This is a genomic window from Komagataeibacter nataicola (assembly GCF_003207795.1).
Classification (GTDB): domain Bacteria; phylum Pseudomonadota; class Alphaproteobacteria; order Acetobacterales; family Acetobacteraceae; genus Komagataeibacter; species Komagataeibacter nataicola.
In genome coordinates, this window is record NZ_NIRT01000004.1 from 123,223 (window position 1) to 136,295 (window position 13,073).

Annotated in this window: 11 protein-coding genes; 5 read left to right on the forward strand and 6 right to left on the reverse strand. The window is 64.9% G+C overall.

Going from position 1 to position 13,073, the window contains the following annotated elements; translation table 11 throughout:
* Positions 1–5 precede the first annotated feature (5 nt).
* Both nadC and CDI09_RS03775 read left to right on the forward strand, forming a co-directional pair.
* Entirely contained in the window at positions 6–860 is an 855-nt protein-coding gene (gene nadC, locus CDI09_RS03770) for a carboxylating nicotinate-nucleotide diphosphorylase (protein WP_078523570.1), read from the forward strand.
* Between the two features lie 37 nt (positions 861–897).
* The gene (locus CDI09_RS03775; RefSeq protein WP_078523571.1) at positions 898–1,395 is read left to right on the forward strand and encodes a hypothetical protein; all 498 of its coding nucleotides are present in this window, start codon (positions 898–900) and stop codon (positions 1,393–1,395) included.
* Positions 1,396–1,453: 58 nt separating this feature from the next.
* Here the strand turns inward: CDI09_RS03775 and CDI09_RS03780 are convergent, their stop codons facing one another.
* Positions 1,454–2,356 carry a LysR family transcriptional regulator gene (locus CDI09_RS03780; RefSeq protein ID WP_167370140.1) on the reverse strand — a complete coding sequence of 301 codons (903 nt, stop codon included), beginning with the start codon at positions 2,354–2,356 and terminating at the stop codon, positions 1,454–1,456.
* An 87-nt stretch (positions 2,357–2,443) separates the two neighbouring features.
* Complete coding sequence (locus CDI09_RS03785) at positions 2,444–2,635, reverse strand: hypothetical protein (protein WP_146220799.1); 192 nt, start codon at positions 2,633–2,635, stop codon at positions 2,444–2,446.
* A gap of 42 nt (positions 2,636–2,677) precedes the next feature.
* Here CDI09_RS03785 and CDI09_RS03790 point away from each other — a divergent pair, with 42 nt between their 5' ends.
* From CDI09_RS03790 to CDI09_RS03800, 3 genes are read left to right on the forward strand one after another with little or no spacing between them, the layout of a single operon-like run.
* Entirely contained in the window at positions 2,678–4,147 is a 1,470-nt protein-coding gene (locus tag CDI09_RS03790; RefSeq protein WP_078523573.1) for an NAD-dependent succinate-semialdehyde dehydrogenase, read from the forward strand.
* A gap of 39 nt (positions 4,148–4,186) precedes the next feature.
* Complete coding sequence (locus CDI09_RS03795; protein ID WP_236944540.1) at positions 4,187–5,446, forward strand: metallophosphoesterase family protein; 1,260 nt, start codon at positions 4,187–4,189, stop codon at positions 5,444–5,446.
* Positions 5,433–8,945, forward strand: coding sequence for a YhaN family protein (locus CDI09_RS03800; RefSeq protein WP_078523575.1), 3,513 nt, complete (start codon positions 5,433–5,435; stop codon positions 8,943–8,945). The genes CDI09_RS03795 and CDI09_RS03800 overlap by 14 nt, the downstream gene beginning before the upstream one ends.
* 152 nt (positions 8,946–9,097) lie before the next feature.
* Here CDI09_RS03800 and CDI09_RS03805 read toward each other — a convergent pair whose 3' ends face one another.
* The 4 genes from CDI09_RS03805 to CDI09_RS03820 all read right to left on the reverse strand — a co-directional run bounded on the left by CDI09_RS03805 (position 9,098) and on the right by CDI09_RS03820 (position 13,046).
* Positions 9,098–9,406 (reverse strand): hypothetical protein, encoded by a 309-nt coding sequence (locus tag CDI09_RS03805; protein WP_236944541.1) that lies wholly within the window; start codon positions 9,404–9,406, stop codon positions 9,098–9,100.
* Positions 9,407–9,485: 79 nt separating this feature from the next.
* Positions 9,486–9,692, reverse strand: a complete 207-nt coding sequence (locus CDI09_RS03810; RefSeq protein WP_061271879.1) for a cold-shock protein — start codon at positions 9,690–9,692, stop codon at positions 9,486–9,488.
* Positions 9,693–9,918: 226 nt separating this feature from the next.
* A complete protein-coding gene (locus tag CDI09_RS03815) occupies positions 9,919–10,608 on the reverse strand; it encodes a Fe2+-dependent dioxygenase (protein ID WP_078523577.1) in 690 nt (229 codons plus the stop codon).
* A 29-nt stretch (positions 10,609–10,637) separates the two neighbouring features.
* A complete protein-coding gene (locus CDI09_RS03820; protein ID WP_078523578.1) occupies positions 10,638–13,046 on the reverse strand; it encodes a TonB-dependent receptor in 2,409 nt (802 codons plus the stop codon).
* Positions 13,047–13,073: the final 27 nt, after the last annotated feature.

Here is a 13,073-nt window from a genome sequence, read left to right on the forward strand (position 1 = left end):
CTCCCATGCTCCATCCCCTGCCCGACATCATGCTCGAACCCCTCGTGCGCGCGGGCCTGCTCGAGGATCTGGGCCGCGCGGGCGACCTCACCACCGATGCCGTGATCGGGGAGGGCGACACCATCGTCCGCGCCGCCTTTGTCGCGCGGCAGGAAGGTGTGATCGCGGGGCTGGACATGGCGCGCCTGTCCTTTGCCCTGATGGACCGGCGCATCACGTTCACCCCAAGGGTGCGTGATGGCGGCAGGGTCGGGCCGGGCGACGTGCTGGCCACGGTTGAAGGACCGGCACGCGGCATCCTGTCGGGCGAGAGGGTGGGGCTGAATTTCCTCTCGCATCTGAGCGGCATCGCTACGGCCACGGCTGCGGTGGCTGACCTTGTGCGGCCATACCGTGCCCGCATCACCTGCACGCGCAAGACCATGCCCGGCCTGCGCGCCATCCAGAAATACGCCGTGCGGGCAGGCGGCGGCGGCAACCACCGTTTTGGCCTTGATGATGCGATCCTGATCAAGGACAACCACCTCGCCTTTGCCGGTGGCGTCAGGCCCGCGGTCGAGCGCGCGCGGGCGGCGGCGGGCCATCTGGTACGCATCGAGCTTGAGGTGGACACGCTGGCGCAACTGCGCGAAGGGCTGGAAACTGGCGGCGTGGATGTTTTCCTGCTCGACAACATGCCGCCCGACACGCTGCGCGAAGCCGTGAAAATAGTGGGTGGCCGCGCCATAACCGAGGCCTCGGGCGGGATTACGCCCGATACGGTCACCGCCGTGGCAGAGGCCGGGGTGGATCTGATCTCGCTGGGCTGGCTGACCCATACCGTGCGCGTCATGGATATCGGGCTGGATTACCAGCCCTGATCCTGTAGGAAGGGGTTTGTAACAGAAGGAAACAGACATGGTCCATCTTCCCGCCCGATACGCCTGCCGGCTTGCAGCCCTTGTGCTTGCAGGCGGCCTGACGACCGCAGGCATGGCCCATGCCCAGCCCTATATGCAGCAGCAGATGCAGCGTGAGCAGCAGGACGCGCAGATGCGCATGCAGCGCGACCAGCAGCGCCAGCAGATGGATCAGCAGTTCCGCCAGCAGCAGATGCAGCTTGACCAGCAGCATGAGCAGATGCGCATGCAGCGCGACCAGCAGCGCCAGCAGATGGACCAGCAGTTCCGCCAGCAGAACATGCAGCTTGACCAGCAGGCCCGGCAGATGGGCAACCAGCCCGGCGGCCGCGAACAGATCGAGCGCCAGCGCGAGCAGATCCGCATGCAGCGCGAGCAGCAGGGGCAGCAGATGGACCAGCAGTTCCGCCAGCAGGAAGACCAGCTTGGCCAGCAGCGCATGCAGCAACAACAACAGCAACAGATGCAGCAGCTCGGCCAGGGATGGGGCCGTTAGCTGAGGCCTGCGCCCGGGCGTAAGGCCGGGTTTTTATCGCGGCTTTCCGCCCTCGTCGTTACCTGAGGGCGAAGATGTCGCGCATGTCCATGCTCGCAGCAATCTCCCATACCCGCACGCTCAATGCTGTGGGCAGGGCCTGCGTCAAGCGCGCCAGCCCGACTTCGGGGGCGGCGCATGGCCCCAGCGGGCGTACCTGCAGGCGGCCATGCCCCGTATGGGTCGGCAGGGCCGCAACGGGCAGGATGCTGGCCAGGCGCCCGGCCAGAAGCTCGGCATACAGCACCTCGAGCGAATTGGTTTCCAGCACGATGCCCGGCGTCACGCCCGCATCGCGAAAGGCCGCATCCACGATCTGGCGGGTGCGCATTTCGGTGCTGAGCAGGCATAGCGGCAGGTCGGCCAGCGTGTGCCACTCGCGTCGGCCCGCAGGCAGCACGAATGGCTCGGCCGCCACCAGCACATGCTGTTCGGTATAGAGCGGCAGGGCCTCAAAAGGGCCATCGGGGGGGATCTGGTCAAGATAGACCAGTCCCAGATCAAGCTGCTGCTGGCGCAGCCGGTGGATGGTGTCGGCAGATGAACCAAGGCGCACCTGCAGGTGCAGGCCGGGAATGGCGGTGCGAAAACTTTCCAGCAGCAGGGGCGAGGCCTGGAGGGCAGGCGGCATCAGGCCGATGGATAGCGATCCGCCCGCCACTTCCTGCGCGAAGGCGGCTTCCTGCCGCAGGCCATCAAGGGCCGCCAGCGTCTGGCGTGCCCAGTCGAGCACGCGCTGCCCCTCATCGGTCAGGCCATTGAAACGGCGGGTACGGCGGATGATGGTAATGCCCAGTTCGGTCTCAAGCTGGCGTATGGCCGAGGAGAGCGCGGGCTGCGACACGCCGCAGCTTTCCGCCGCGCGGGAGAAATGCCGGTAGCGATCAAGCGCTATGAGATAAGTCAACTGCCGCAGAAACACGCTACACCCATCCTGATCAAGACGGTCTCATACTTATATGACAACGGCATGGCGCACCACCGGTCAGCTCTGGGGGGTGGGCGCTTTTCAGCGCATGCCCCACGCCTGCGGGCGGCAGGGAGAAAGGATATTCTCGAAGTGCATGGCACGCCTGTCATGGTGGCACGGCCGCCACGATCCGCGCCCGTGCAGGCGAAACGGGGGTGTGGCTACGGCCTGCGGCAGATCCCGGCTCCATGCGGCATTGACGGCATCGGATGCGATCCCTGATGAAGGCATAAGCATTATCCAACCCGCCACGACGCCTGATCGGAGCCTGACATGACCGTGCATCTCGCCAATAAATCGCTTTTTCGCAAGGATGCGTTCATCCATGGCGAATGGATCCCGGCAGCGAAAGGCGCATGCCGGCCGGTTCATAACCCGGCCACCGGCGCGCTGGTGGCGGAAGTGGCGGAATGCGGGGCGGAAGACGCGGCGCGCGCCATTGCGGCGGCCGTGACGGCCCAGGCGGAATGGCGCAACCGCACCGGCGCCCAGCGGCAGGTCATTCTGGCGCGCTGGCACGATCTGGTCATGGACAATCTTGATGATCTCGCCACCCTGATCGTGACCGAGCAGGGCAAGCCGCGCGCGGAAGCGGCGGGCGAGATCCGCTATGCCGCGAGCTTCCTGCTGTGGTTTGCAGCCGAGGCCATGCGCGGCTATGGCGATGTGATCCCCCCCACCAATCCCGCCACCCGGCTGAGCGTGATCCGCCAGCCCGTGGGGGTGTGCGCTGCGATTACGCCGTGGAATTTCCCTGCCGCCATGATCGCCCGCAAGGCCGCCCCCGCCCTGGCGGCGGGTTGCGCCATGATTATCAAGCCATCGGAACTGACCCCGCTCACCGCCCTGGCGCTGGCCGAACTCGCGCATCAGGCTGGCGTGCCCGCAGGGGTGGTGCAGGTGCTGCCCGGTGATGGCGTGCGGCTGGGCAAGGCGCTGTGCGCAAGCCCCGCCATCCGCAAGCTGTCCTTTACCGGCTCGACGCAGGTCGGGCGCATCCTCATGGCGCAGTCAGCCCCCACGCTCAAGCGCCTGTCGCTTGAACTCGGGGGCAATGCGCCCTTCATCGTGTTCGAGGATGCGCATATCGAGCAGGCCATCAGGAGCGCCGTCGCCGCCAAATTCCGCAACGCCGGCCAGACCTGCGTGTGCGCCAACCGCTTTTTGGTGCATGACAGCCTCTATGATGACTTCGCCACCCGTTTCGCCAGGGTGGTGAGCAGGCTGCATGTGGGGCCGGGCAACGAGCCTGATTCCGCCATCGGCCCGCTAATCAGCGCCCCGGCGCGCGACAAGGTGGAAGCCCATGTGCGTGATGCCGTGACAAAGGGCGCTGGCGTTCTGTGCGGCGGCACACGCGACAGGGCGGGCGCCCTGTTCTACCGCCCCACCGTGCTGCGTGACATCACGCCCGAGATGCGGATCATGCGCGAGGAGACCTTCGGCCCCGTGGCCCCGCTCATGCGCTTTCACACCGAGGCGGAAGCCCTCGCTTTGGCCAATGATACGGAATATGGCCTTGCCGCCTATTTCTTCACCCGTGACCACGCCCGCGCCTGCCGCGTGGCGGAAGCGCTGGAATACGGCATGGTGGGCCATAATACCGGCCTGATCTCCAACGAGGTCGCCCCCTTTGGCGGCATCAAGCAGTCGGGCATGGGGCGCGAGGGCTCGCGCTACGGCATGGATGAATATCTGGAGATGAAATACGTCTGCACCGACATTACCGATCCGGATGCCTGATTACATTTACATCCGCTTTCAATGGAGTACGATGGTGGCATGAACGAATTCCGCTTCCTTCATGCCGCTGACCTGCATCTCGACAGTCCGCTGCGGGGTCTGGGCGCGCGCTCGGATGAGTATGCCCGCCTGATTGGCGATGCCTCGCGCCGCGCCTTTAATGACATGATCGACCTCGCCATCAGCAGCGAATGCCGCTTCGTGGTGCTGGCGGGCGATGTGTTTGATGGCGACCTGCGCGATGCACAGTGCGGGCTGTTCTTCGTCAGCGGCATGGCGCGGCTGAAACAGGCGGGCATCCGCGTGTTCATGATTCTGGGCAACCATGATGCCGAGAACCGCTTTGTCCGCCACCTGCATGTAACCGATAACGTGCACCTGTTTGATACCCGCAGGGCCGAAACGCAGGTGATGGAGGATCTCGGCGTGGCCGTGCATGGCCGCAGCTTCGGCCGCCGCGACGTGACCGACAATATTGCCCGGCACTACCCCCCGCCGGTGCCCGGCCTGTTCAACATCGGCATCCTGCACACCGCCTGCCAGGGGCGCGAGGGGCATGAGCCTTACGCGCCCTGCACGGTCGAGCAGCTTGTCAATCATGGCTACCAGTACTGGGCGCTTGGCCATGTGCACACCCGCGAGATCCTGCATCGCGACCCCTACGTGGTCTATGCGGGCAACCTGCAGGGCCGCCACGCGCGCGAGGCCGGGCCGAAAGGGGCCTCTCTGGTGAGCGTGCGCGCGGGCAGGGTGGTGGATGTGGCCCATCAGGTGCTCGACGTGGTGCGCTGGGCCAGCGTGCGGGTTGACCTGTCCACCGCCACCACGCGCGGCGAAATGACCGGCCTGATCCGCCACGCGGTCGAGGGGCTGGTGCATGAGGCAGGCGAGCGCCCCGTTGCCCTGCGGCTGGAACTTGCGGGCGCCACGGCGCTGCATGCGGGCCTGATCCGCAACGCGCGCGACCTGACGCTTGAGGTCGAGACCGTGCTGGCCAGCGTATCTGATGAGATCTGGCTCGAACGCCTCAGGGTCCAGACCCATGCGCCCACCCGCGCCCCCGTGCCCGATACCTCCACCGGGGGGCGTATCGCCGCCGATATCCGCGCCAGCGCAACACCTGAGGCCCTGCGCGCGGAACTTGATGCCATCCTCGCTGGCGTGATCGACCGCATGCCCGCCCAGGCCCGCACCGATGCCCTGCGGGCGGGACTGCTGGCCGACATACCCGCCCGTGCGGTGGATCTTGCCCTGACCCTGGTGGAAAACCCCGAAGAAAGCCGCGATGCACATTCGTAACCTGCGCATCATCCGTTATGGCGCCATTGCGGATCTGGAACTGGATTTTGGCGCCGGGCCAGGCCTGCATGTCATTCATGGTCCGAACGAGGCGGGCAAGAGCACCACGCTTTCCGCCATGACGGATTTTCTGTTCGGCATTCCCAACCAGTCGGATGCCGGTGCGCTGTTCGGCAATGACCAGATCCGGCTGGAGGCAGGCCTGATGCTGGCCAACGGCGCCACGCTTGACCTGCGCCGCCGCAAGGGCCGCACCCGCACGCTGGCCAGCCTTGATGGCCAGCCGGTCAGCGATGACGTGCTGGCCCCCGCCCTTGGCGGCATGACGCGTGAGCGCTTTAGCGCCCTGTTCGGCCTCAATGATGAAACGCTGCGCAGCGGGGGGGCGGCCCTGCTCAGGGCCAATGGTGATATCGGGCGGCTGATCGTGGAGGCTGGCGGCGGGCTGCGCGCCCTCATGACACGGCTGGCCGAGATCGATGAACGGCGCACGGCCCTGTTTGCGCCCCGCCGCGCGGCGGAGCGGGCTTTCTACAAGGCATCCGATGCCTTCCGCGCGGCGCAGGACAGTCTGAAGGAGGCCTCGCTTACGCATGAGGCCTATACCCGCCATTGCCAGCAGCGTGACGAGGCCCGTCAGCACCGGGCTGACTGCGACCGTGAACAGGCCGACCTGCGCCGCCTGCATGCGCGCCTCGAACAGCTGGTAAAAGCCTTGCCCCAGCTTCACGCCCTGACCCGGCTGGAAGCCGAGCGCGCTACCCTGGCCGATCTCGCCGCGCTGCCCACCGGCATGGGGGGTGACATTATTGCGGCCCTTGATGCCGCCGCCGCCGCCCAGGCCAGCTATGCCACGGCCCGTGCGCAGGCCCAGCGGCTGCAACAGCAGACAGCCGTGCCGCCAGAGCAGGCCCGGCTGGCCGCGCAGGGGGCACGCGTGGCTCATGTCATTGCCCTGGGGCAGATGGTTCGTCGCGATCGTGCGGCACGGCCCGAACGTGATGCCAAGCGCCAGCAGATCAACCTCAGCCTTGCCAGCCTGCGCCAGTGGCTCAACAAGGGGCCGGATGCCGATCTGCGCCAGTTCATGCCCGCGCGCGTGGTGCTTGAAGAGATACGCCAGATGGCCGATGCCCAGATGCAGTGGCGCAACGCAGCCACGACGCTGGAGCACAAGGTCGCCCAGACCGACCTTGCCCTTGCCCGCAACGCGGCCCGCCTCGACACCCTGCGGGCACAGGGGCACGACCGGCCTGTGGATGCGGATGCCTCCGCTTTCGCTACCCTGCCAGCCGAGATCAAGCGCCTCGAGTTGCGCAGGGACAGCCTTGCCACCCTTCACGAAAGGCTTGACGCGCGGCTTGATGCGCTGGGTGTGGCCTCGGCTGCGGCCCTGCAGGCCCTGCCGTGCCCGGATGCGCAGGCCGTGCGCGAGGCGGCCGAGGGCCAGCAGCGGCTGCGCATCCACCATGAGCGCATTACCCAGGCCCTTGCCACGGAGCGCGAACGGCTGGCTGGCCTGCGCCCGGCACTTGCGCGGCTCGAGCACGCGGGCAACACCATTACGCCCGAAATGCTGCACGCCGCACGCGCGCAGCGCGACGGTGCATGGCACGCCATCCGTGATGCCTATCTGAGCGCGGACACCACCACCCCGGCCGCCACGCGCCAGCACAATGCCACGATGCTGGAGAGCGCCATTACGCAGACGGACAGCCTCTCACGCCAGTTGCTCGCACAGGCCGACCGCCTTGCCCGCATCGAGACGCTGCGCCACGACATTGCCCGGTGCACCGACACGATTGCCTGCCATGAGCGCACCGGGGCTGAAACGGCACGGCAGATTGCCCGGCACTGGCAGGAATTCATCACGCCTTTTGCCGCCATCATGGCCCATGCGGCCACGCCTGTGGCGCTGGGCACTTTCCTGCAGCAGCGCGGCGACGTGCTGGCCGAGGCCGAACAGGTCGCCACCGAGCGCGCGGCCCTTGAACATGAGCACATCCGGCTGGCCGTGCAGCGTGACGGGCTGGCGCATCTGGCCCGCACGCTGGGCGTGGACCCCGCTTTGCCGCCCGCTGCCTGTGTGGAGGGCGTGACCCGCGCCCTGCGCCTTCATGCCAGCGCACATGAGGAATATGACCGACTGCGGCGCGAACATGATGACCTGCTGCCCCAGCGCGCCCAGCTTGGCCAGCAGGCTGCGGCGCTTGAGGCCGAGCGGCAGCAATGGGCCGCCCGCTGGGCCCCCGCCATGCAGGCCATTGGCCTGAACGCCGATGCCCTGCCCATGACGGGCCGCGACCTTGCCGATGAATGGGCGGCAGCGCCCGCAGCCATTACCCAACTGGGCGAACTTGATGAAGCCGCGGCGCAGGCTGCGGCGCATGAGGCCGAATTGGCGCACGGGCTTGACGGGCTGCGCCCCGATCTGGCCCTGAACCTGCCTGCTGACGCGGCATTGGCCGCCCATGAACTGGAACAGCACTGGCTTGCGGCCGAGAAGGCCCGCCACCAGCGCGAGGCCCTGCAACCCGAGCTGGACAAGGCCAACCATATGGTAGCGCAGGGAGAGGCTGGCGTGCAGGCCACCACCAGCGTGCTCGAGGCGCTTCAGGTCCGCGCCAATGCGCAGGATCCTGATGCGCTGCGCCAGCTTGCCGCCCGGCTGGCACAGCGCGACAGCGTGGCTGCGGCCCATGCACAGGCGCTGCATACCCTGTCGTGCATGACCGATGGCCAGTCTCCCGCACAGCTTCATGCGGCTCTTGAGGGGCGTGACGGGCCGGAACTTCAGGCGGAAATCGCGGCGCTGCAGGCCCGGCAGGAGCAGCTTGCCGCAGCCCGTGATGATGCCGTGCGCACGGAGCAGCATGCCGTAAGCACTCTTGCCGCCTTTGAGCACAATACCGACGCCCCGCAGGCCGCCGCCCGGCGCGAGGCGGCCATTAGCAGCCTGCACCGCATTGTAGAGGAATATGCCGAACTGACCCTGGCGCGTAACCTGATCGCCGCTGCAATCGACCGCGTGCGCGCGCAGGTTCAGGACCCGCTGGTGCGACAGGCAGGCAAATTCATGGCGCAGGCGACCGATGGCGCCTTTAGTGGCATACAGACGGAACTTGATACTGCTAACGAGCCCGTGGTGCGCGGCGTGCGCCCCGATGGCAGCACGGTGGGGGTGAGCGAGATGAGCGCGGGTACGCGCGACCAGCTTTTCCTGGCGTTCCGCCTGGCCAGCGTGGAGACCTATTGCCGCACGACCGAACCGTTGCCCTTTATTGCCGATGACCTGCTGGTGCAGTTTGATGATGCCCGCAGCCACAGCACGTTAAGCGTGCTGGCTGCATTTGCGCGCACCACGCAGGTGCTGCTGTTCACCCATCATGACAGCATACGCGACATGGCCCGCGCCATGCAGGCCGAAGGGGCTCCGATCAACCTGCTTGAACTGCCCGCTCTGGGCAGCATGCGCCCGGTCGCTGCGATAGAGGACTGAAAACGGCGCACAGGCAGCGTCCTGCACAGCCTCTGGCCGTGACGGGTGCTGTCTTTTTTCAAAAAAGCCGCGTCTGACACAGGTTTTTGTAAAAAATGCCATTCAGGATGACCCGTGCCGCAAGGGCTGGCAGGCATCAGGGTGTGGTGTTGCTATCTGCGGCCCATCTGTCGGGCAATGGCGCGTTCGGATTGTTCAAACGCCGCCCAGTCCTGCTCATAGCGATCGGTCTGGGGGAGGGGTGATGAATAATCGCCCGCGTAAGGCGCATCCGACCCGGTCGGGAAGCTGCGCGAAGGCGGCATGCCCGCATGGGGCAGGGGAGCGAAATGGTTCAGTGATGGTGGGGCATAAGCTGGCGCCATAGGGGCGGCAGGCAGGGCCACGCTTCCATTCCAGCCGCCGGGCTGGGGCATCTGCGCCCGGGCCACGGAGGTGGGCAGGCAGAGCAGGGCTGTCACGATCAGCCGGAAGGCAGGCATAAGGCGTAAGAGGACGTAGAAATAAAAACGGCAGGAACCGAAGTTCCTGCCGCGTTCATCAGCCAATCTTGAGATTGACTGCAGAAGACTTGCCGTTACGGCCCCGCTCGAGGTCATACGTCACGGCCTGCCCTTCGGACAGGGTCTGCTGGCCAGCCTGCTCAACGGCAGAAATGTGCACGAAAGCATCGGCGCTTCCGTCATCAGGCTGGATAAATCCAAAGCCCTTCTGGGCGTTGAACCATTTAACTGTTCCTGCGGCCATAATTTGGCCTCCTTAGAATAACCGGCACCCCCACGCGAACATGCATGGGATCGAGACTTTTCGTTTTATCGGGGATGCCATAAGGCCGCTTGGTGTAGCTGCTCTGAAATCTTGTCCGTAGCTGAAAAGTCCAGCCGTGAGGACCTTCCTATAGAGGTTACCCGGAAATAGCACGTAAAATATTCAAAAAATCGGAAATATTTCCTTTATCCCACCCGATGACCGCTTACAGCAGGCACCACTGGCGCATCATGTTATGGTAGATATTGGTCAGTGAGAGCACGGCGGAATCCGCATCCCCCAGCCGCTCGCGCAGCGATGTGACCTGCATGTCGAGGTCGAACATGATCTGCCTGCGGCTCTCCTCCGCAATCATCGACTGCGACCAGAAAAAAGCCGCCAGCCTGCACCCGCGCGTGACCGGCGTGACACTGTGCAGCACCGTGGTGGGGTAGAGGATCATGTCGCCCGCAGGCAGTTTTATGGCCTGCTCGTTGCCGTTGGCGTGGATGGTCAGCTCGCCTCCGTCATACTCATCCGGGTCGGAGAAGAACAGCGTGGAGGACACATCGGTGCGGATGCGCGTGTGGATGCCGCCCGCCAGAATGCCGCGTATGGCGTTATCGACATGCGCGCCAAAGCGCATGCCGCCTTCGTAGCGGTTGAACAGCGGCGGGCTGACCCGGTAGAGCAGCACCGCGCTGTTGAACAGGGCATTGCGCCCGAGCGCGTGCAGCACGATCTGGCCAAGTTCGCGGCATGCCTCGGAATCGCGCGGCAGTTGCAGGTTGTGCTTGGTTTTGGCTGACTGCACGCCCGCCGTCTCGCGGCCATCGGTCCACTGCGCATCCTGCAGCCGGGCGCGGCAGTGGGCGAGTTCATCGGCGTTGAGCAGGGCGGGGATGTGCAGCAGCATGGGCAGGAACCTTGGTTGAGCGCGGCGGGTCAGTACTGCGCCGAGATGTTGAACAGGAACGACCGGCCGACGGAAGGCGTGACGCGGTTGGAGAACAGGCTGCCGTAATTGAGCCGGTTATCAAGGTTATAGGCGTTCATGGCCACTTTCCAGTTGTTGTTGAAGCGGTGGGCGACCATGGCGTCGAACTCCACCGTGGCGGGCGCGCGGGCGGTATTGAGCTGGTCGAGCCACACGCCCTGCCGCCAGGTTATGCCGCCGCCAAAGGTCATGTTCCACGGTTTGCGCGGGGCGATCTCGTAGCTGGTCCAGGCGGTGGCCTGGTTATGGGGCACATACTGGATCTGCCCGCCCTGCTTGGATGAGGTGGAACCCGCCTTGGTGATGGTGGGATCATACAGCGCGTAGGTGCCATAGAACATCCAGTTGGGCAGCAGCGTGCCCGATGCGCTGAGTTCAAGCCCCTGGTTGCGTTCCTGATCGCTCGTCGCGCTGACATCGCCCGTGGTGGGGTCGGTCTGGGTGGAATTGTTCTTCTCGAGCCGGAACAGGGCCGCCGTAAAGCCGATGCGGTCATGGAAGGCGCTGTATTTGGCCCCCACCTCATACAGCCTGCTGCGCTCGGGGGCGGCGCTCTGGCTCTTGGAGGTCATCGGCTCGGAACTGTTGGTGACATACAGGCTGAGCGGCGTGGTGGATTCCGACCAGTTGAAATACACCATCAGGTTGCTGCGCGGGGTGTACATGATGCTGACGGAAGGGTTGATGGTGGTCTCGTTCTGGCCATAGCTCACATCGGGCGTGGCCGTGCTGCCGCCGGTCGCACTGTAGGTGCTGTTCCAGTGATCCCACCTGAAGCCCGCCTTGACCGACAGGTTTTTCGTCAGCCACACCTGATCGGACAGGAAGAAGCCTACGTCGAGCGCGGAACTGTCCTTGTAGCATTTGCGGCCCACGCCGTTGCCGATATTGACCAGCCGGTTGGGGTACTGGCTACAGTCGCCCAGTGTCAGGCCGGGCACGTAGGGCGAGGGATCGAGCAGGCTGGTGCTGGGGCGGTTGGAGCCATAGGCATAGTTCTGGCGGTGATCGGTGACATACTCGATGTCGAACCCGCCAATGATCTCATGGCGGATATGCCCGGTCTTGAGGTGCGCCACACCCGAGAACACATCCTGAATGGACCAGTCACTCTGCCGGTAAGGCTCGGGGCCGCCCACGCCGCCGTTACGCGCCACCTGCGCATTGGCCGCGTTGCCGGACAGGTAGTCCGACTGGCAGGTGGCCGATGGCACGCTGCCGTTGATCATATTGTTGTTGTAGGCGGCCCCGGATGACATGTTTGAACATGATTCCTGCGAGGCCGAGAAATAGCGGTGGAAGATGCCGCCGCGCATGTCGTTATACAGCGTGAGCAGGGGGCTGACCTTGGCGGTCAGGCGGCCGGTAATCATGTCATCGCTGGTATTGTCCTGGTCGTAGGTCGTGCCGTACCAGTTGGTGCGCTTTACGCCCTTTTCGGTCACCGGGTATCCGATGCCGCCGGTGGGGGTTACAACCGGCACGCCATAATCGGGGATGCGGTTATCATTCTGGTGAAAGTATTCCAGAACGAACGAGACCTTCTTGCCCAGCCCGAACGCGATGGACGGCGCAATGCCCCACCGATGCGAATAGATATAGTCACGCCCCACCACGTTGTTCTCGTTGCCCATGCCGGTCAGGCGGAAGGCGGTGGTGCTGTTGATCTGGTAGTTTACATCCAGCGTGCCGCGATAATACGACCCGCTGCCACCCGAGAAGCTGGCCTGGTAGCTGTTGCCCAGATGCGGGGTCTTGGTCACGATGTTGATGGCCCCACCTGTGGTGCCGTTGCCGAACACCTCCGATGACGGACCCTTGATGACCGAGACATGGTCATAATAGAAGCTGTCGCGCGCATAGACGCCAAAATCCCGCAGGCCGTTTTCATAGATGTCGTTCTGGGCCGCGAAACCACGGATCAGGAACTGGTCGCCCGCCATGCCGCCCTCGCCTTCACCCACCGATGCGGTGATGCCGGGCACGTTTTTGAGCGCCTCATCAAGCGATTTGACGTTTTGCTGCTGCATGAGCACCTGTGGCACCACGTTTACGTTCTGTGGCGTGTGCATGGCATCCTGCGGCATGCGGCTCAGGCCGATGGATTCATGCAAAACATTCATGGGCGAGGCCGTGACGTGGGTCAGGTCAAACCCATGTTCCGCCTCATGGTTATAGGCATCCTGCTTTCTGGTGTCCTTTACCGTGGCATCACCCGAAGGGGTGGTGGCCTGCGTATCGGTTGCGGGCGCCGTGTCCTGTGCGGCATGCGCGCTGGTTGTGGCGCAGGCCAGCGCCATGGAGGCGGTGAGCAGGGAGAATGGCCTGAGTTTCTGGCGGATGGTCTTATCGGTCATATTGCAACAGCCTCTTAATTGCAGAAG